Source organism: Cupriavidus sp. CPT47-8839-RL05A (assembly GCF_058792255.1).
The window spans coordinates 78577-97201 of record NZ_JBYTEG010000022.1 but is presented as its reverse complement, the minus strand read 5'-3'; the positions used below and the strand labels follow the sequence as shown (position 1 = coordinate 97201).

Here is an 18625-nt window from a genome sequence, read left to right as displayed (position 1 = left end):
TCCCCCCCCCCCACCCCCCCCCCCCCCCCCCCCCCCCCCCCCCCCCCGCCGGGTGAGGCGCGTGCGGCAATGGCGCCTGGTGGCCGTGCCCGGCCCGATGGGACAACTGGTGCCGGTCCGGATCTGACCGCTTTGCGCTATTGCGGGAAGTCCCAGCGCTGCGACCAGTCGGATTCTTCGCTCACGATGTCACGCAGGATGCGCACGGCATCCTGCGACGGCCCTGCGGGGGCCCTGGCGCAGACGAGGAATACCGGATAAGAGAACTCTGACGCGCCTTCCACGCGCGCCAGCACCCCGCTGTCCAGGTAGCTTTGCACCACGCGTGTCCGGAAATACCCGCTGCCACCGAACTGCAGGATGTACTGCAGCGCCAGCGGCCCCAGGTTGAAGTACAGCGAGGCGCGCGCATGCTCCGGCAGCGCGCTGTCATGCTGGCGGCGGAATTCCGGTCCCCAGTCGACATAGACATAGCCGCCGTCGCGCTGCGTTGAGCGGATCAGGATCAGCTTCTCTTCCATCAGCGCCTCGACATGCATGCCGGGCGCGTACTCCGGCTGGTAGACCAGCGCCGCATCCAGCGTGCCTGACTGCAGCTTGCGCTGCAACTCCGCCCCTTCCCCCACCTCCGCCCGCACCGCCTGCGCCGGCATCAGCTGGCGCAGGCGCGTGGTCCACAGCAGCACCAGCGGACTGCCCAGGCTGATTTCCGTGCCGAAACGAAACAGGCTGGCCAGCCCGGCCGGCAACGGCAGCTCGCGGCAGGCCGCCTCCCAGGTCTGCACCAGCTGGCTGGCGTAGCCGAGAAAGCGCTGACCATCGGGCGTCAGCCGTGCGCCCGCCTTGTTGCGCTCGAACAGGCGGCAGTTGAGCTGCGATTCCAGGCTCTTGATGCGCGCGGTCACGGCGGTCTGGGTGACATGCAGCTTGTCGGCCGCGGCCAGCAGGCTGCCGGTGCGGACGACTTGCAGGAAGGTGCGGGCGAGATCGATGTCCATGGGGCGGGGAATTACCAGTGTGACGAATTGTAGGTAATGACAGACGAGATTGAGAATTATGGACGTACACACGCAGATGTACTTCTGATTAGATGGTGCTATGCTCGTACATACAAGGATGTACATGGAAACCACAATGCATTTCACCCGGATCTTCCGTAACGGAAACTCCCAAGCGGTGCGCATTCCCGCGGAACTGGCCTACCCCGACACCGATATGCAGCTGGAAATCGAGCGGATCGGCGATGAGTTGCGGATCCGCCCCGTGCGACAGCGCCTGACAGGCCTGCTCGACGCCTTCGCCGCGTTCCCGGCCGACTTCATGGCACAAGGCCGCGGCGACCAGGAGCAGGCTGAGCGGGAGGGATTCTGATGGCCAGGTATATGTTCGACACCAACATGTGCATCTACCTGATGAAGCACCAGCCGCCCCAGGTAGCCGAACGCTTTGCTCAATGCTTCGAGGGCGATGTGGTGCTGTCTGCGATTACCCTGGCCGAACTCGAATACGGTGTAACCGTCTCTGGCAATCCGGAGGGTGCGCGGCGCGCGTTGCAAGGGCTGGTCGCGCGGGTCCCAGTGCTGCCGCTGAACGCCGAAGCCGCGCGCGCCTACGGCCCGATTCGTGCCGCCACGCGCGAACGCAAGGCAGATGTCATGGACAAGCTGATTGCCGCCCATGCCATTGCGGAGGATCTGACAGTGGTCACGCGCAACGTGCGCGACTTTGCGACGTATCCGGGCCTGCGCATCGAAGACTGGACCGCGTCACCCCAAGGCTGAACTCAAGTACCCAGCCTTCCCGAACGACTTCATGTCGGCAGGGCGGGACGAACAGGAACAGGTCAGGCGCTAAAGGCCCGCACTGCGCCACTTGTTTCGCCACCCTGCTCCCGGGAGCCCCGCCAGGTCAGCGCGCCGGCTGCGGCCGCACCGCCGCTGGCATGGCAACCGGCACGGCGCCTGCCGCCGGCGCGCTGCGCGCCTCGCGCGGCGGCCTCAGCGGCGCGAGGCCTTCCGGCTCCCGCAAGGCCAACCCATTGTCATAACCGGTGGCAACGGCCTCCAGGTATCCGGGCGCAAACTTCTGTTCCGGCGTCACGGCCTGCACGGCAGGCGCTGCAGCCTGCGGCGCTTCGGACTGGGCGCAGGCGACACTGTTGACGCATAAGCCCAGCACACGCAGCAGCGCCATGGCCTGGCGCGAGCGGTGCAGGATTGCGGATGGGCGCGGCGCGGCCTGCCCTGTCTGGCATTGGGGTCGGGTGTACATCGGGATTCTCCGGCAAGCCATTGCTGGCTGGTGGCACAACGAGCCGCGGCGCCGCGCTCGCTGTCCGTTGCGCAATGACCGTGCCACCGCCACAAGGCTGGTTGCGGCGTGGATTACGGCACTTTCCGGGAATGGGATGGTGGGGCCAGGCCGACGCTGGCGGCAGGGATGTCTGTCGCTACCCAACACCCCCTGTCGCACAGGGTTTCCCGTCAGGGCGGATGACCGACCAGAAGCATCCACGTAGGCCGCGCTTGCCCGACCGCGGTGCCCTAGCGTGGCCGATTCCACCGCCTCGCCGGTTTGGGAAAGCGGGCCCCGCGTACAACAGCGGCAGCCGGCACCGAGTGTTCAGATCTTCATCCTTCGGATGGTTGAAGATATGAGCTGACGCATGCCTGTAGCCGGTCGGAGTGGTCGAAGATGTCATCAAGACTCTTCAGCGGAATGCGCTCTTCTTCCTTGTTTTCATCAAAGAGGCCAATGACCAGCCGAGATTCGTTGTTGAACCGTAGCCGGCAGATCGGCCTGCGATTATTGTCGTCGAACAGAATCGCGCAGTAGCTGGCAGCGTCCCGTATTGCGACACGCGCAGGAGCCACGATGGGCCGCAAGATTGCTCTGATGATCTGGAATGCCTCCATCTCGACGACCGATGGTTCACTGACTGCGGAGAGCTCCGTAGCGGCCAGTTCAGCGTCACGCACCGGTGTCAATGACGGCTCCGGCGTCATGGCACCCTTCAGGCGTTCGTTGATCTTATCGGCAATTAATTGTTGAAAAGCATGCTTAGTGATCTGCGTGAACTGATCTTTAACCGCCGCCCTAAACTGCTTCCCCGCCAGAAAATCGGCAGACACCATTCGGACAAACTCTTCCGGCGGATTGGACATCCACTCGCCGAGGGTATTCTTGATCGCACGGGTGTACTTAAGATGGTTCGCAGTTGTAAGAATGTTTTCAAGGTCAAAATTTGACTTGGCAAACTTCTTAAGCTCTTCTACATCCTGATCCCTAAAATCCAGGATACTGAATTCGAAGAACGGCTTCTCATCCATCTTGTTTGGTTTTTCAAGGTCCGTGAAGAAGCGGTAAGTAAGACCGTTTGTCAGGACGCCGAACCGAGCCTCCGTAACATGGAAGTACCGAAAGAGCTGGCTTGCATGATTAATATGGAGATCTCCACCGCTCTTCTTGCATTCAAAGAGCATGATTGGCTTCCCATCCCTGAGGATTGCATAGTCAACCTTCTCGCCCTTCTTGGTTCCGACATCGGCGATGAGTTCCGGTGTGACCTCCAGCGGGTCAAAAACGTTGTAGCCAAGAAGATGAATGAATGGCATTACCATGGCATTCTTGGTTGCTTCTTCGGTCTGCAACATATCCTTCGCCGCAGCAACGCGAGATGCGAGTGCTCTTACTTCATCGATAAAGTCCACGTCTCTTTCTCCTTGTTCTTATTACAACCCCATGCGGATGTAATTTACCCCGCATACATTCTGGCATCGTTTCCTAGCGGCGAAAACCCGCTTAAAAGGGGGCTTGCCGTAGCGCCGGTCGACAGGCAGAACGCAGAGGTACGGAGAAACTCGGCCACGACCAAATCAGGTGCCCGAGAAAATAGGGCTCGGCAAGCTTCGTGCAATTTACCTGCCAGATCACCTGTCTGCGCTTCATCAATGGACACTCCGCGCGGTAGCCGGGCGTAGGGACACGGCAAACCCTGGTCACTGCCTGGTGCGATAGGCAATCACCGTTTTATCACTTAAGGCGGCTCGGAATTCCCCTGCCCCTTCAAATGTTGCGCAAGGGAGACACTGCAGTGGCAAAAACAAGACGGGGCCCGTCCAACAGCCCCGCCCTCAGGGCTTGACCGCTGCCGCCAGCACTGCCGGCATCGGCACCTCGAAGCCGCTGCCGCGCATGTAAGCGGCGACGGTGCCGCGCAGCACGGCGCGGATCTCGTCGCGGGCCTTGGGGGTCTGCGCGCGCAGCGTGGCGGCGGCGCGCACGGTGCCCTGGGCCAGCGCATCGAACAGCTGGTCGGGCGTGGAGAAGCGCCATACCTGCGGCACGTTGCGGCAGGTGGGCGAGACAAAGCCGGCCTGCTGCAACGCGGTGCGGCAATGGCCCGGATCGCTGAACAGGAAGAAGTTCGGCCCCACGGGGATATCGACCTCCATCGAGCCGTAGGCGCGGATCGCGGCATAGACCGCGCCGAAACCGACCGCGCGCTCGGGCGTGTCCCACACGGTGAAGGCAATGCGCCCGCCCGGGCGCAGCACGCGGAAGGCCTCGGCCAGCGCGGTATCGGGGTCGGACAGGTGGCACATGCCGAAGCCATTGACCACGGCATCGAAGCTGGCATCGCCGAACGGCAGCGCCTGCGCATCGGCCTGCTCGTAATGAACATCCGGATGGAGCTTGCGCGCCAGCTGCACCTGCGCCAGCGAGAAATCGATGCCGACGGATTCGGCACCGCGCCGCACCGCCCCCGCCGCGACATGGCCAGAGCCGGTGGCCACATCCAGCACGCGCAGCCCGCTGGCCACATGGGCCTCGTCAAGCAGGGACTCGACCGATTGCCGGGTCACATGCGACAGATGCTCCTGGTACTGGCTGACGACCTCGGGATCTTCCCAGCCAGCCAGCTCAAAGGCCCGAAACGAATCTGCGGTGTGGTCCATGCCCTCTCCTCGGCGTCGATGCCAGGCTGCCGGTTTGCGCGGACACAGTGCCCCTCCGCCTCTGACCCCGGTAAAACCAAGTATAGACAGCGCCGGCGGCGCGCAGCGGCCAGGCATTCAGACCGGCACCCAGACGTGCCCTCAGGCAAAGCGCAGTGTGGCCACGCCGGCGGCGATCAGGCAGGCCGCGCCCAGGCGGGCGGCGCCCACGCGCTCCTTGAGCAGCAGCCCGGAGATCAGCGCGCCGAACAGGATCGAGGACTCACGCAGGGCGGCTACCGGGGCCACCGGCGCGCGTGTCATCGCCCACAGCGACAGCCCGTAGGACGCCAGCGTGCCGCCGCCGCCCACCAGCGCGAACACCAGGTTGCGCCGCACATAGCCGCCCAGCGCCGGCCGGCGCGCCACCAGCGCCCACGCCGCCAGCGGCACCGCGGTCAGCACGAAGATCCAGAACGCATACGCTACCGGCGCGCCGGAGCGGCGCACGCCGGTGCCGTCGATCAGCGTATAGGCGGCGATCACCACTGCGTTCAGCAGCGCCAGCCACATGCCCTCACGGCTGCCAGGGGCACCGCGGGCGCCACCCGCCATGGCCAGGATGCCCAGGCTGATCACGGCGATGCCGCTCCACGCCAGCGCCGACAGGTGCTCGCCCAGCCAGCCCACGCTGGCCACCGCCACCAGCAGCGGCGCGGTGCCGCGCATCAGGGGGTAGGTCTGGCTCATGTCCGCGGTGTGGTAGATACGTGCCACCAGCGCGAAATACACCACGTGCACGCCCACTGACGCGGCGATGAACGGCCAGCTCGCCGGCGCCGGCTGCGGCAACGCCGGCAGCGCCACGGCGCCCATCAGTCCGGCGCTCACCGCCACCATCACCGTCGACAGCATCTTGTCGCCGCCGCCCTTGACCACCGCGTTCCAGGCGGCATGCAGGAACGCGGCGAGCAGGACGACAGCGAAGACCGTGAGAGACATGGACGGCAGCGGGCCCGGCGTGTGGGGACGCCGTCATTCTAGCGGTGCGGTGCCGCCGCTGCCGCGCCCTGGTCCGCCTACTTCGCGCCGCTGACCCGCCACACGGTATTGCCGACATCGTCGGCCACCAGCAAACCGCCTTGCTTGTCGATCGCCACGCCCACCGGCCGCCCGCGCGCGTTGCCGTCCTCATCGAGAAAACCGGTCAGCACGTCGAACGGCGCGCCGTTGGGCCGGCCCTTGCTGAACGGCACGAAGATCACCTTGTAGCCCGCCAGCGGCCTGCGGTTCCACGAACCGTGCAGGCCCACGAACATGCCTTCGCTGAAGCGCGCCGGCAGGCTGTTGCCGCCGGCGGCGGCCAGCCCGAGCGACGCGGTGTGCGCCCCCACGGCATAGTCCGGCACAATGGCCCTGGCCACCAGGTCCGGCGCCGGCGGCTTCACGCGTGCGTCGACATGCTGGCCGTAGTAGCTGTAGGGCCAGCCATAGAAGCCGCCGTCGCGCACCGAGGTGATGTAGTCCGGCACCAGGTCGCTGCCGATTTCATCGCGCTCGTTGACGGCGGTCCAGAGCATGCCGGTGACCGGTTCCCACGCCATGCCGTTGGGATTGCGCAGGCCGCTGGCAAAGATCCGGTGCGTGCCGGCCTTCGGGTCGACCTCCCAGATGGCGGCGCGGCCGACCTCCTTGTCCATGCCGTGCTCGCCCACGTTGCTGTTGGAGCCCACCGTCACGTACAGCTTGCTGCCATCGCGGCTGGCGATCAGGCTCTTGGTCCAGTGATGGTTGAGCGGCCCGCCGGGCAGGTCCACCACCTTCTGGGGCGCGGCCGTGATCTGGGTCTGTCCGGGCTGGTACGGGAAGCGCAGCACCGCGTCGGTGGCGGCCACGTAGAAGTCGTTGCCGACCAGGGCCATGCCGAACGGCGAGTTCAGGTCCTTCAGGAACACCGAGCGCTGGTCGGCCACGCCGTCGCCGTTGGTGTCGCGCAGCAGCGTGATGCGGTTGGCGCTGGGGGTGCCGGCACCCGCGCGCTTCATCACCTTCTTCATGATCCAGCCGCGGAAGCCCTTGCCGTCGTCGGGCTTGGGCGGGGCATTGCTCTCGGCCACCAGCACGTCGCCGTTGGGCAGCACATAGACCCAGCGCGGATGGTCCAGCTTGTCGGCGAAGGCCGTCACCGCCATGCCTGCGGCCGGCACCGGGCGCTGGCCCGCGGCCCAGCCGATGGCCGGCGCGATCTTGACGGTGGGGATCGCGGTCTGGTTGGGTGGCGGCAGCTGCGGCGTGGGGCCAAAGCCCGCTTCGGAAGGCAGCTTGGCCGTTTCACCGCAGGCGGCGAGCGCAGCGGTGGCGCCCGCCAGAAGAACGACATGCAACAGGGAAAAGGTGGTGGGCATCGGCATGGTCCGGGCTCCTCAGGCAACGCGGGGCGGTGCGCCTGTTCCTGGACTATAGGATGCGCGCCGCCCGCCCCTCTGTAGGCGTCGGGGAGGCCCCCGTGTAGGACGATGCCCACGCCCGCGGCGTGCACGCCGCAGGCTGCCTCAGCCGCGGTGCGGCGTATCGAGCCCCTTCACCACCGCCGGGCGCTTCACGAACGCCTCCAGCACGCGCCTGACATGCGGGAAGTCCTGGATGCCGACCAGTTCGCCCGCCTCATAGAAGCCAAGCAGGTTGCGCACCCACGGGAAGGTAGCGATATCGGCAACGGTGTAGGCGTCGCCCATGATCCAGTCGCGCCCTTCCAGCCGCTGGTTCAGCACATTCAGCAGGCGCCGGCTTTCGGCCACGTAGCGGTCGCGCGGGCGCTTGTCCTCGTACTCCTTGCCGGCGAACTTGTGGAAAAAGCCCACCTGCCCGAACATCGGCCCGATGCCGCCCATCTGGAACATCACCCACTGGATGGTTTCATAGCGGCGCGCGGGGTCGGCCGGGATCAGCTGGCCCGACTTGTCGGCCAGGTAAAGCAGGATCGCGCCCGATTCGAACAGCGCCAGCGGCTTGCCGCCCGGGCCGTTGGGATCGAGGATGGCGGGAATCTTGTTGTTCGGGCTCAGCGACAGGAACTCCGGCGACATCTGGTCGTTGGCGTCGAAGCGCACCAGGTGCGGTTCATACGGCAGGCCGGTCTCCTCCAGCATGATCGACACCTTGACCCCGTTGGGCGTGGGCAGGGAATACAGCTGGATGCGGTCGGGATGCTGCGCCGGCCATTTGCGGGTGATGGGGAAAGCGGACAGATCGGGCACACTGGCTCCTGGTTCAGGCGCTTGCGCACTGCGCAAGAAGGCGCCGGACAACGGAAAAACCCGATCATAAACCGCTCCTGCCATGCATGCAGCGCAGGGCCTCAGGCGGCCTCGGCCGGCTGCACCGCGCGCTGCAGGGCCGCGCGCAAGGCCTCGCCCAGGATCGGCTTGTGCAACACCGGGAAGCCGCTGTCATGCAGCGCCTGCAGCCGGTCTGGCGCGGTGTCGCCGGTGACGATCAGCGCCGGCACCGCGCGGCCCAGGCTGGCGCGCAGCATGCCGACCGCGGCGATGCCGGTCAGGCCTTCGGCCAGCCGGTAGTCGGCCAGGATCAGGTGGACCGGGGCGGGCCCGTCCGGGCTGGCGGCGCGGTACGCAGCGCGCACTGCGGCAACGGTGCGCCCGCCGTAGACCACATGGCCCCAGAGCATCAGCAGTTCGGTGAGCGCGCCCAGCACCTGCGCGTCGTCGTCGACCAGCATCACGCAGAGCGGCTCGCCAGCGGCCGCGGGAATGGCGGGGGTGGCTGGATGCACCTGTGCCGCGGCGGCAGCCAGCGGCACGCGCACCGAGAACACGCAGCCGCGCCCCGGTGCGGAACGCAGGCCCACCTGGTGGCCAAGCAGCGCCGCCAGGCGCCGCACGATCGCCAGGCCCAGGCCCAGTCCCTTTGCGCCCGCCTGGTCGTCGCCTGCCGTGGCAAGGCCCGGCACCTGGGCGTATTCGTCGAACACGCGCGACTGCTGGGCCGCGGCGATGCCCGGGCCGGTGTCGATCACCTGGATCTCCATGGCATCGCCGCGGCGCCGCGCGCCCACCAGGATGCTGGCACGCGGCGCATGGCGCAGCGCATTGGCCACCAGGTTGTCGAGGATGCGCTTGAGCAGGTCCGGATCGCTGTCGATCCACGCGCGCGCCGGCACCACCCGCAGCACGCTGCCGCGCTGGCACGCCTGCTCGGCGTACTCGTCGCGCAGCTCGGCCAGCAGCCGCGCCAGCTGCAGCGGCTGGCGGCGCACCGGCATCACGCCGGCATCCAGGCGCGAGGCGTCGAGCAGGCCGTCGAGCAGGTTGTCCATGCGCGCCAGCGTGGCTTGCAGCCGGTGGCCGATCGCATGCGCCTGGCCGCCAGCCACGTCGCCGCGCTCGCCCAGTGTCAGCAGCGATGCCGCCTGCAGGCCGATGGCATACACCGGCTGGCGCAGGTCGTGCCCGGCGGCCGCCAGGAAGCGCGTCTTGGCCCGGTCCGCGGCGGTGGCGCGGTCGCGCTCGCGCTCAAGCTCGCCGATCAGCGCGACGTTCTCGAAGCGCAGTGTCACGCCATCGCGCAGCGCGCGATAGGTGACCTGGCTGTAGTAGATGTTGACGCACAGCAGGCACGCGGCAAAGCCCGCGTAGACGCCATACACCGGCCCCTGCTGCACCAGGCAATAGATGGTGAACGGCAGCAGCATGGCCGCGACTGAACCGCAGTAGGTGGCCGGATGCGCCGACAGCGACGGGATCGCGCCACTGGACATGCCGGCCAGCACGATGCAGCAGAACGCCACCAGCTGCGGTTCGGGCGGCAGCAGGATGGCAGAGCCCACGGCGCCCCACAGCAGGCTGGACAGCCAGGACAGCACCATGAAGCGGCGCGCCCACGCCTGCGGCGGCGTGCTGCCGTCGCGCCGGAAGTAGCGCCACGACAGGCCGATGCGCAGCGTGGTCAGCAGGTACACCGCGGCCATCCAGCCGGCCAGCATGGGCAGCGGCACGCTGGGACGCAGCACGTAGACCACCGGCAGCGCAATGACGAAGTTGGCAAACAGGACCGCGTTGGACTGGCGGTAGAGCAGGTCCACCATCGCCGCCGGCACATCGCCGGGCTGCCAGGCCGGCGGCAATCCGGTGCCTGTGGCCGTCATGATGCGAGCGCCCGCTGCGGGCGGCAGGAAACGGTACGGCAACAGGACAACGGGAGCTTGCGCATGCTAGATAGGCCGTGGGGCAGGTTGGGCGTGCAACGCTATAATCCAGCCGGCCGCCGGTTCATTGGGGCATTCAGCAGGCCACCTGCAGCTGCCGGACTGACGGGCTGCCGTTTTATACCACCTTCCCTTTCCCATTCGCCACCGATGCACCTGCCGCGATGAGCCGCTTTCCCGTCCCGACCCGCGTGGCCCTCGCCGATGACCATGCCATCGTGCTGGAGGGCCTCAAGCAGGTGCTGTCCGGCGTCGGCAACCTGGTGCTGGCGGGCGAGGCAGCAGATGGCGCGCAACTGCTGGGGCTCCTGGAACGGGTACCGACCGACCTGCTGGTGATGGACCTGGGCATGCCCGGCGTCGATGGCCTGGCCTTCGTGGAACGCCTGCGCACCAGGCATCCCGCGCTGCGCATCCTGGTGCTGACCGGCAGCGCGGGCGCGGGCATGGCCCACGCGGCGATCGATGCGGGCGCCAATGGCTACCTGGTCAAGAGCGGCGATATCAGCGAACTGGTGCCCGCGCTCATGGCCCTGCGCGAGGGCCGCAACTTCGTGGCCGCGCGCGCCACTGCACCGGCCACCGCGGCACCGGACGGCATTGCCACGCTCACCCGGCGCGAACTGCAGATCCTGATGCTGATCGCGCGCGGCGCCACCGCCGGCGACATTGCCGCGCAACTCGACATCAGCCCGCTGACTGCGCGCAAGCACCGCGAGAACCTGATGCGCAAGCTCGACCTGCACAATACCGCGGAGGTGGTGGCGTACGCCGCGCGTCAGGGGATTCCGCTGGGTGCTCCAAAGCCGCCCGAACTAGCCTGAGCAAGGTGTTCTCCCTCTCCCCTCATGGGGAGAGGGAGCACCCCAGCGGTGATTCAGTGGTGGTGGTGGCGTATGCCACCCGTCAAGCCGACAAAAGCCAAATACAAAAGGGGCCCCGCAAGCGGGGCCCCTTCTTCATGTCAGCCTGACTGGGCAGCTTACACCGTCACGCCGTCGGCCACTTCCTTGAAGTCCTCGATCTGGTCGAAGTTCATGTACTTGTAGATCTTGTCGCCATTGGCGTTGAGCACGCCCATGTCGGCCATGTACTCTTCCTTGGTCGGAATGCGGCCCAGGCGCGAGCAGATCGCCGCCAGTTCGGCGGAACCCAGGTACACGTTGGTGTTCTTGCCCAGGCGGTTCGGGAAGTTACGCGTGCTGGTCGACATCACCGTGGCGCCTTCGCGCACCTGTGCCTGGTTGCCCATGCACAGCGAGCAGCCCGGCATTTCGGTGCGGGCACCGGCGGTGCCGAACACGCCGTAGTGGCCTTCCTCGGTCAGCTGCTTCTGGTCCATCTTGGTCGGCGGAGCCACCCACAGCTTGACCGGGATGTCGCGCTTGCCTTCCAGCAGCTTGGAAGCTGCGCGGAAGTGGCCGATGTTGGTCATGCACGAACCGATGAACACTTCGTCGATCTTGGCGCCGGCCACCTCGGACAGCGTCTTGACGTCGTCCGGGTCGTTCGGGCAGGCCACGATCGGCTCATGCACGTCGGCCAGGTCGATCTCGATCACGGCGGCGTACTCGGCGTCGGCGTCCGGCTCCAGCAGCCTGGGATCGGCCAGCCACGCTTCCATGGCCTTGATGCGGCGCTGCAGGCTGCGCGGGTCCTGGTAGCCCTGGGCGATCATCCACTTCAGCAGCGTGATGTTGCTGTTGATGTATTCGATGATCGGGTCCTTGTTCAGGCGCACCGTGCAACCGGCGGCCGAGCGCTCAGCCGATGCATCCGACAGCTCGAATGCTTGCTCGACCTTCAGGTCGGGCAGGCCTTCGATTTCCAGGACGCGGCCCGAGAAGATGTTCTTCTTGCCTTGCTTGGCCACGGTCAGCAGGCCTTGCTTGATCGCGTACAGCGGAATCGCGTTGACCAGGTCGCGCAGCGTCACGCCGGGCTGCATCTTGCCCTTGAAGCGGACCAGCACCGATTCCGGCATGTCCAGCGGCATCACGCCGGTGGCGGCGGCAAAGGCCACCAGGCCCGAACCTGCGGGGAAGCTGATGCCGATCGGGAAGCGGGTGTGCGAATCGCCGCCGGTGCCGACGGTGTCGGGCAGCAGCATGCGGTTCAGCCACGAGTGGATCACGCCGTCGCCCGGGCGCAGCGAGATGCCGCCGCGCGTGCTGATGAACTCGGGCAGCGTGTGGTGGGTCTTGACGTCGACCGGCTTCGGGTAGGCGGCGGTGTGGCAGAACGACTGCATCACCAGGTCGGCCGAGAAGCCCAGGCAGGCCAGGTCCTTCAACTCGTCGCGGGTCATCGGGCCGGTGGTGTCCTGCGAGCCAACCGAAGTCATCTTCGGTTCGCAGTAGGTGCCCGGGCGGATGCCCTTGCCTTCAGGCAGGCCGCAGGCGCGGCCGACCATCTTCTGCGCCAGCGTGAAGCCCTTGCCGGTATCGGCCGGGTTCTGCGGCAGGCGGAACAGCGTCGACGGGGCCAGGCCCAGCGCTTCGCGCGCCTTGGCGGTCAGGCCACGGCCGACGATCAGGGGAATACGGCCGCCAGCGCGGACTTCATCGAACAGCACGTCGGACTTGACCTTGAACTCGGCGATCACTGCGCCGTCCTTCAGGGCCTTGCCTTCATACGGGCGCAGTTCGACCACGTCGCCCATTTCCATCTTCGACACGTCCAGCTCGATCGGCAGCGCGCCGGCGTCTTCCATGGTGTTGTAGAAGATCGGGGCGATCTTGTTGCCCAGGCACACGCCGCCGAAGCGCTTGTTCGGGATGAACGGGATGTCTTCGCCGGTGAACCACAGCACCGAGTTGGTGGCGGACTTGCGGCTGGAGCCGGTACCGACCACGTCGCCCACGTAGGCGACCAGGTGGCCCTTTTCCTTCAGCGATTCAATGAACTTGACCGGGCCGCGCTTGCCGTCTTCTTCCGGCTGGAACGCAGCGCCTTCGCGCTTGTTCTTCAGCATCGCCAGCGCGTGCATCGGGATGTCCGGGCGGGTGGTGGCGTCCGGAGCCGGCGACAGGTCGTCGGTGTTGGTTTCGCCCGGCACCTTGAACACGGTGATGGTCAGGCTTTGCGGCACTTCCGGACGGCTGGTGAACCACTCGGCGTCGGCCCAGCTTTGCAGCACGGCCTTGGCGTTGGCATTGCCCTGGTCGGCCTTTTCCTTCACGTCGTGGAAGGCGTCGAACATCAGCAGGGTCTTCTTCAGCGCTTCGGCGGCGACGGTGCCGACTTCGGCATCGTCCAGCAGCTCGATCAGCGGCGAGATGTTGTAGCCGCCCAGCATGGTGCCCAGCAGCTCGGTCGCCTTGGCGCGCGAGATCAGCGCGCACTTTTCCTTGCCCAGCGCCACGGCGGCCAGGTACGAGGCCTTGACCTTGGCGGCGTCATCCACACCGGCCGGCACGCGGTAGGTGATCAGCTCCACCAGGGTCTGCTCTTCACCGGCGGGCGGGTTCTTCAGCAGTTCGACCAGCTCGGCCGTCTGCTTGGCGGTCAGGGGCAGAGGGGGGATGCCAAGCGCGGCGCGCTCGGCCACATGTGCGCGATAGTTTTCAAGCATGGGAACCTGCTGAGTAATTAGGTTTAGAAAATCTCGTTACGTCGCGATTGTAGTCTGAAGCCGCCCCTCGGTCAAATGTCTTATATCTTATATAAGAGTGAAAACCAAAAACATCATGCAAATCAAGGCACTGGAAACTGGAGGACGTGCGAACCCACATGAATCACTACCCGACTAGCGTAGTAGGGAATGCATGGCGGCGCTCCCGCGACCTGCCCGGCGGCCCGGCCAGGAATCGCGGCAGCTTGCACCGGCACTCAAGTTCACACGACATCAAGCGTTAACCAGCCTGCAGGCGCGCATCACGAAGCGCCCGCTCGCTTTAGCGCCCTGCTTCGCAGATAGCTTGCCGTGCCTGCTCCCTTTCCGCTCAAATGGCCAAGCTGAAAGGGTTTCCCCCTTTTTTTCGGCCCTTTGCTGGCCTGCGATTCCGGAAGAATGGCAGGCATTCCGATACAGGCTTCTCATGGCGAACACGGCTTCCCCTCCCCGGACTGGCAACACAGGCAAGCGCGGCCGGCTGCTGCTGATCGGCGCCGGCGTGCTGGTGGTGGCACTGGGCGCCGGAGGCTTCGTGCTGGGCAGCGTGCTGAGCAACCGCCAGCCGGCGGCGCCCGCCGCGCCCGCCGCCCCGGTCGTGCCGCCGCCGATCTTCGTGCCGCTGGACGCGTTCACCGTCAACCTGCGCAGCGACGACGGCGACCGCTTCCTGCACACCGGCCTGTCGCTGAAGGTGGCCGATGCCGAGACCCAGGCTCGCCTGGCCCAGTACCTGCCCGAGGCACGCAGCCGCATCCTGCTGCTGCTGTCGGCCAGGCAGCCGGCCGACCTGGCCACCGTCGAAGGCAAGCGCAAGCTGGCCGACGACATCCGCGACACCATCAGCAAGCCGTTTGCCAGCGGCCTGCCGGCGCAGCGGGTGCTGGACGTGCTCTTCACCTCTTTCGTGGTGCAGTAAGCGCAAGCCAGGGCCGCACCGGATTCATCCATAACGCCGCACAAGGGGCAGGACACTAGATGGCCTACGACAAGTTCCTCTCGCAAGACGAGGTCGACGAGCTGCTCAAGGGCGTATCCGGCGAAGCCGATACGCCCAAGGCCAGCGAGCCTGCGCTCGACGAGGGCGGTGTGCGCCCCTACAACCTGGCCACGCAGGAACGCATCATCCGCGGCCGCCTGCACACGCTGGAAATCATCAACGAGCGCTTTGCGCGCTCGATGCGCACGGCGCTGTTCAATTTCATCCGCCGCGGCGCGGACATCACCGTGGGCAGCATCAGGATCGAAAAGTTCGGCGACTTCGCGCGCAACCTGCCGATGCCGACCAACCTGAACCTGGTCCACCTGAAGCCGCTGCGCGGCACGGCGCTGTTCGTCTACGACCCGAACCTGGTGTTTCTGGTGGTGGACAACCTGTTCGGCGGCGACGGCCGCTTCCACACCCGCGTGGAAGGCCGCGACTTCACCCAGACCGAGCAGCGCATCATCCAGCGCATGCTGGAGCTGACGCTGGCCAGCTACGGCAACGCCTGGCGCACCGTGCACCCGATCGAGACCGAGTACATCCGCTCGGAGATGCACCCCAAGTTTGCCAACGTCGCCACCCATAACGAGGCCGTGGTGACCACCGCCTTCCATATCGAACTGGGCGCCGTCGGCGGGCAGCTCCACGTGTGCCTGCCGTACGCGATGATCGAGCCGCTCAAGGACCTGCTGATGAATCCGCTGCAGGACGAGAAGGAAGTCGACAAGGGCTGGGTCACGCAACTGTCCACGCAGCTGCGCGCGGCCGAGGTGGAGCTGGTGGCCGAGTTCGCGCACCTGCAGAGCACCGTGGCCGAAGTGCTGGCGATGCGCGCCGGCGACGTGCTGCCGATCGAGCTGCCGGAGAAGGTGTTCGGCAAGGTGGACGGCGTGCCCGTCATGCAATGCGGCTTCGGCACGATGAACGGCCAGTACGCGCTGCGGGTAGAACGAATGATCAATCACCAGGACGGCGATTCCCACCTGGACACCGAGGACAGCGATTATGAGTGACGGCATCGAGGACAAGCCCGTCGATCCGATGGACGACTGGGCCAGCGCGCTGGCCGAGCAGACCAGCGCCACATCCGCCGGGATCCCCGCAGCTGCCGCACCGGCGGCCCAACCCGCGGCCACTCCGGCCGCCGCCACCGTGTTCCAGCCGCTGGCGAAGGAAGCGCCGAGCGGCTTCCGCAACGATATCGAGATGATTCTCGATATCCCGGTGCAACTGACCGTGGAACTGGGCCGCACCAAGGTGCCCATCAAGAACCTGCTGCAGCTGGCGCAGGGCTCGGTGGTGGAGCTGGACGGCCTGGCCGGCGAGCCGATGGACGTGCTGGTCAACGGCTACCTGATCGCGCAGGGCGAGGTGGTGGTGGTAAACGACAAGTTCGGCATCCGCCTGACGGACATCATCACGCCGTCCGAGCGCATCCGCAAGCTGAACAAATGAGCATGCAGACGCGCGCCAGCCTGGCCGTGCTTGCGGCGCTGCCGGGGGCCGCCATGGCCGCCGACGGCACGCACGCGCCGGCCATCAGCGGCGCGGCCAGCCTGGCGCAGGCCGGGCTGGGGCTGTTCGCCATCGTCGCGCTGATCCTGGGCATGGCCTGGGTGGCCCGGCGTGCCGGCCTGGTCCGTCACGCCACCGGCGGCGCGATGAAGGTGGTCGGCAGCACCATGCTCGGCGCACGCCAGCGCCTGGTGCTGGTGGAAGTGGGCGATACCTGGCTGGTGCTGGGCGTGAGCCCCGGCGAAATCCGGCCGCTGCATACCCTGCCTGCGGGCACCACCGCAGCCAATCCCCTCGCCGCCACCGGCGGTGCAGGCCCTTCGCAACAGCCGGGTGGCGGCACCTTTGCCGAAAAGCTGCTGCGTTCGATGCAAAATCACTTCAAGTCATGAATTCCCCGCGTGCCGCGCTGCGGCGCCCGCTGCCGGGCCCGCTGCTGTCCCTGCTCGCGCTGATGCTGGCCATTGCCGCGCTGGCGCCCGCGCCGGCCTGGGCCCAGGCACTGCCCGGCGTCATCAGCAAGCCCGCCCCGGGCGGCGGCCAGATCTGGTCGCTGCCGGTGCAGACGCTGGTGCTGCTGACCTCGCTGTCGTTCCTGCCGGCAGCGATGCTGCTGATGACCGGCTTCACCCGCATCATTATCGTGCTGGGCCTGCTGCGCAGCGCACTGGGCACCGCCACCTCGCCGCCCAACCAGGTGCTGGTGGGCCTGTCGCTGTTCCTGACCTTCTTCGTGATGGCACCGGTGTTCGACCGCGTCTACAACGACGCCTACAAGCCGCTGTCGGAAAACAAGATCAGCCTGGAGGCCGCCGCGGCCAAGGCCGCGGAGCCGCTCAAGGCCTTCATGCTGCGCCAGACCCGCGAGAAGGACCTGGCCATGTTCGCGCAGATGGCCAAGGCGCCTGAAATGCAGGGCCCCGAGGAAGTGCCGCTCAGCATCCTGGTGCCGGCCTTCGTCACCAGCGAGCTGAAGACCGCGTTCCAGATCGGCTTCACCATCTTCATCCCGTTCCTGATCATCGACCTGGTCGTCGCCAGCGTGCTGATGGCGATGGGGATGATGATGGTGCCGCCGGCCACCATCTCGCTGCCGTTCAAGCTGATGCTGTTCGTGCTGGTCGACGGCTGGCAGCTGCTGCTGGGTTCGCTGGCGCAGAGCTTCATGAACTGAGGCGGCCCCAGCGCCCGCCACCCACCGCAGAGTCCGAGCCATGACACCCGAGACCGTAATGACCATCGCCACCCAGGCAATGAAGATGACCCTGCTGCTGGCCGCCCCGCTGCTGCTGGTGGCGCTGGCCGCCGGCCTGGTGGTGAGCCTGTTCCAGGCCGCAACGCAGATCAACGAGATGACGCTGAGCTTCATCCCCAAGCTGATCGCGCTGTTCGCCACCATGGTGCTGGCCGGGCCGTGGATGATCAATTCCATGGTCGACTACATGCGCGGGGTGTTCCAGAGCATTCCCGCGCTGGCGCACTGACGCTGGCCAGTCCCCCCGCCCTTCCGCCCCTGACTCCCCGCCGTGGTCGAATTCACCTCAGCCCAGCTCTACAGCTGGCTCGCGGCGTTCCTGTGGCCCTTCTTCCGCATCCTGGCCCTGATCGGCACCGCGCCGCTGTTCGGTGAGTCCACCATCCCGCGCCGCGCCAAGATCGCGCTGTCCGCGATGATCGCGATGGTGGTGTCGCCCACCATCGCGCAGCTGCCAGTGGTGCCGGTGTACTCCTTCGGGGGGCTGATGATCATCCTCAACGAAGTCGGCATCGGCCTGGCCACCGGCTTCGCCATGCGGCTGGTCTTTGCCACCGTGCAGCAAGCCGGCGAAATCATCGGCCTGCAGATGGGCCTGTCCTTTGCCTCGTTCTTCGACCGCGCCGCCGGCGGCCAGACCATGGTGCTGTCGCGCTTCCTGAACCTGATCGCGATGCTGCTGTTCCTGGCGCTGGACGGCCACCTGCTGATGCTGGGCGCGCTGGTCGACAGCTTCAACGGCCTGCCCATCGGCGGCACGCCGCTGTCCGCCGGCGGCGCCATGGCCGTGGCCCGCGCCGGCGGCATGGTGTTCTCGTCCGGACTGCTGCTGGCGCTGCCGATGATCGCGGCGCTGCTGACGCTGAACCTGGCGATGGGCATCCTGAACCGCGCCTCGCCGCAACTGTCGATCTTTGCGGTCGGCTTCCCGGTCACGCTGTCCGGCGGCCTGCTGGTGCTGATGCTGGTGATGCCGCAGATGGGCACCTACATGCAGCACATGATCGAGGCGGGGCTGGAGGCAGTCGGGACGGTGCTGGGGCAGTTTGCGCGGTAGGTTTGCGTCTTATCTTAGATCTCGAATATTACTTGACAT

General features: G+C 66.6%; 19 protein-coding genes. 10 read left to right on the top strand and 9 right to left on the bottom strand.

Annotation, left to right across the window (positions count from 1 at the left end):
• Positions 1-137: 137 nt before the first annotated feature.
• On the bottom strand, positions 138-998 hold the full coding sequence (locus AC3WVS_RS24635; protein WP_492320705.1) for a LysR family transcriptional regulator: 861 nt from the start codon (positions 996-998) through the stop codon (positions 138-140).
• Positions 999-1134: 136 nt separating this feature from the next.
• On the opposite strand from AC3WVS_RS24635, the gene vapB reads away from it, so the two are divergent.
• On the top strand, positions 1135-1371 hold the full coding sequence (gene vapB / locus AC3WVS_RS24630; protein ID WP_492320704.1) for a type II toxin-antitoxin system VapB family antitoxin: 237 nt from the start codon (positions 1135-1137) through the stop codon (positions 1369-1371).
• Entirely contained in the window at positions 1371-1781 is a 411-nt protein-coding gene (locus AC3WVS_RS24625; protein ID WP_492320703.1) for a type II toxin-antitoxin system VapC family toxin, read from the top strand. Before vapB ends, AC3WVS_RS24625 begins: the two co-directional genes overlap by 1 nt.
• Positions 1782-1908: 127 nt before the next feature.
• Here AC3WVS_RS24625 and AC3WVS_RS24620 read toward each other — a convergent pair whose 3' ends face one another.
• From AC3WVS_RS24620 to AC3WVS_RS24590, 7 genes are all read right to left on the bottom strand, one after another.
• Positions 1909-2271 carry a hypothetical protein gene (locus AC3WVS_RS24620; RefSeq protein WP_492320702.1) on the bottom strand — a complete coding sequence of 121 codons (363 nt, stop codon included), beginning with the start codon at positions 2269-2271 and terminating at the stop codon, positions 1909-1911.
• 359 nt (positions 2272-2630) lie between these two features.
• Entirely contained in the window at positions 2631-3710 is a 1080-nt protein-coding gene (locus AC3WVS_RS24615; RefSeq protein WP_492320701.1) for a type I restriction endonuclease, read from the bottom strand.
• A gap of 423 nt (positions 3711-4133) precedes the next feature.
• Complete coding sequence (locus tag AC3WVS_RS24610; protein WP_492320700.1) at positions 4134-4958, bottom strand: class I SAM-dependent methyltransferase; 825 nt, start codon at positions 4956-4958, stop codon at positions 4134-4136.
• A 141-nt stretch (positions 4959-5099) separates the two neighbouring features.
• Positions 5100-5939, bottom strand: coding sequence for an EamA family transporter (locus AC3WVS_RS24605; protein ID WP_439669720.1), 840 nt, complete (start codon positions 5937-5939; stop codon positions 5100-5102).
• Positions 5940-6016: 77 nt separating this feature from the next.
• Positions 6017-7348: a PQQ-dependent sugar dehydrogenase gene (locus AC3WVS_RS24600; RefSeq protein WP_492320699.1), complete on the bottom strand. Its 1332-nt coding sequence runs from the start codon at positions 7346-7348 to the stop codon at positions 6017-6019.
• Between the two features lie 141 nt (positions 7349-7489).
• The gene (locus tag AC3WVS_RS24595) at positions 7490-8194 is read right to left on the bottom strand and encodes a glutathione S-transferase N-terminal domain-containing protein (RefSeq protein ID WP_492320698.1); all 705 of its coding nucleotides are present in this window, start codon (positions 8192-8194) and stop codon (positions 7490-7492) included.
• A 101-nt stretch (positions 8195-8295) separates the two neighbouring features.
• Positions 8296-10101, bottom strand: coding sequence for a hybrid sensor histidine kinase/response regulator (locus AC3WVS_RS24590; protein WP_492320697.1), 1806 nt, complete (start codon positions 10099-10101; stop codon positions 8296-8298).
• 224 nt (positions 10102-10325) lie between these two features.
• Here AC3WVS_RS24590 and AC3WVS_RS24585 point away from each other — a divergent pair, with 224 nt between their 5' ends.
• Entirely contained in the window at positions 10326-10985 is a 660-nt protein-coding gene (locus AC3WVS_RS24585) for a response regulator (RefSeq protein WP_492320696.1), read from the top strand.
• 158 nt (positions 10986-11143) lie between these two features.
• Here AC3WVS_RS24585 and acnB read toward each other — a convergent pair whose 3' ends face one another.
• The gene (acnB, locus tag AC3WVS_RS24580; RefSeq protein WP_492320695.1) at positions 11144-13735 is read right to left on the bottom strand and encodes a bifunctional aconitate hydratase 2/2-methylisocitrate dehydratase; all 2592 of its coding nucleotides are present in this window, start codon (positions 13733-13735) and stop codon (positions 11144-11146) included.
• A 466-nt stretch (positions 13736-14201) separates the two neighbouring features.
• Here acnB and fliL point away from each other — a divergent pair, with 466 nt between their 5' ends.
• From fliL to fliR, 7 genes are read left to right on the top strand one after another with little or no spacing between them, the layout of a single operon-like run.
• Positions 14202-14693 carry a flagellar basal body-associated protein FliL gene (gene fliL, locus AC3WVS_RS24575; protein WP_011616679.1) on the top strand — a complete coding sequence of 164 codons (492 nt, stop codon included), beginning with the start codon at positions 14202-14204 and terminating at the stop codon, positions 14691-14693.
• A 59-nt stretch (positions 14694-14752) separates the two neighbouring features.
• Positions 14753-15772, top strand: coding sequence for a flagellar motor switch protein FliM (gene fliM / locus AC3WVS_RS24570; protein ID WP_010810394.1), 1020 nt, complete (start codon positions 14753-14755; stop codon positions 15770-15772).
• Positions 15765-16214, top strand: coding sequence for a flagellar motor switch protein FliN (gene fliN, locus AC3WVS_RS24565; protein WP_010810395.1), 450 nt, complete (start codon positions 15765-15767; stop codon positions 16212-16214). Before fliM ends, fliN begins: the two co-directional genes overlap by 8 nt.
• Complete coding sequence (gene fliO, locus AC3WVS_RS24560; RefSeq protein ID WP_492320694.1) at positions 16211-16666, top strand: flagellar biosynthetic protein FliO; 456 nt, start codon at positions 16211-16213, stop codon at positions 16664-16666. The genes fliN and fliO overlap by 4 nt, the downstream gene beginning before the upstream one ends.
• On the top strand, positions 16663-17448 hold the full coding sequence (fliP, locus tag AC3WVS_RS24555; protein WP_010810397.1) for a flagellar type III secretion system pore protein FliP: 786 nt from the start codon (positions 16663-16665) through the stop codon (positions 17446-17448). The genes fliO and fliP overlap by 4 nt, the downstream gene beginning before the upstream one ends.
• A 40-nt stretch (positions 17449-17488) precedes the next feature.
• Positions 17489-17758 carry a flagellar biosynthesis protein FliQ gene (fliQ, locus tag AC3WVS_RS24550; RefSeq protein ID WP_492320693.1) on the top strand — a complete coding sequence of 90 codons (270 nt, stop codon included), beginning with the start codon at positions 17489-17491 and terminating at the stop codon, positions 17756-17758.
• A gap of 42 nt (positions 17759-17800) precedes the next feature.
• Positions 17801-18586 (top strand): flagellar biosynthetic protein FliR, encoded by a 786-nt coding sequence (gene fliR, locus AC3WVS_RS24545; RefSeq protein WP_492320692.1) that lies wholly within the window; start codon positions 17801-17803, stop codon positions 18584-18586.
• Positions 18587-18625: the final 39 nt, after the last annotated feature.

Coding starts and splice junctions, on each gene's coding strand:
- fliL (WP_011616679.1), top strand. CDS start 14,202: ATGGCGAACACGGCTTCCCCTCCCCGGACTGGCAACACAGGCAAGCGC.
- fliO (WP_492320694.1), top strand. CDS start 16,211: ATGAGCATGCAGACGCGCGCCAGCCTGGCCGTGCTTGCGGCGCTGCCG.
- fliQ (WP_492320693.1), top strand. CDS start 17,489: ATGACACCCGAGACCGTAATGACCATCGCCACCCAGGCAATGAAGATG.
- AC3WVS_RS24585 (WP_492320696.1), top strand. CDS start 10,326: ATGAGCCGCTTTCCCGTCCCGACCCGCGTGGCCCTCGCCGATGACCAT.
- AC3WVS_RS24625 (WP_492320703.1), top strand. CDS start 1,371: ATGGCCAGGTATATGTTCGACACCAACATGTGCATCTACCTGATGAAG.
- fliM (WP_010810394.1), top strand. CDS start 14,753: ATGGCCTACGACAAGTTCCTCTCGCAAGACGAGGTCGACGAGCTGCTC.
- AC3WVS_RS24635 (WP_492320705.1), bottom strand. CDS start 998: ATGGACATCGATCTCGCCCGCACCTTCCTGCAAGTCGTCCGCACCGGC.
- fliN (WP_010810395.1), top strand. CDS start 15,765: ATGAGTGACGGCATCGAGGACAAGCCCGTCGATCCGATGGACGACTGG.
- acnB (WP_492320695.1), bottom strand. CDS start 13,735: ATGCTTGAAAACTATCGCGCACATGTGGCCGAGCGCGCCGCGCTTGGC.
- AC3WVS_RS24605 (WP_439669720.1), bottom strand. CDS start 5,939: ATGTCTCTCACGGTCTTCGCTGTCGTCCTGCTCGCCGCGTTCCTGCAT.
- AC3WVS_RS24620 (WP_492320702.1), bottom strand. CDS start 2,271: ATGTACACCCGACCCCAATGCCAGACAGGGCAGGCCGCGCCGCGCCCA.
- fliP (WP_010810397.1), top strand. CDS start 16,663: ATGAATTCCCCGCGTGCCGCGCTGCGGCGCCCGCTGCCGGGCCCGCTG.
- vapB (WP_492320704.1), top strand. CDS start 1,135: ATGCATTTCACCCGGATCTTCCGTAACGGAAACTCCCAAGCGGTGCGC.
- AC3WVS_RS24600 (WP_492320699.1), bottom strand. CDS start 7,348: ATGCCGATGCCCACCACCTTTTCCCTGTTGCATGTCGTTCTTCTGGCG.
- AC3WVS_RS24590 (WP_492320697.1), bottom strand. CDS start 10,101: ATGACGGCCACAGGCACCGGATTGCCGCCGGCCTGGCAGCCCGGCGAT.
- AC3WVS_RS24610 (WP_492320700.1), bottom strand. CDS start 4,958: ATGGACCACACCGCAGATTCGTTTCGGGCCTTTGAGCTGGCTGGCTGG.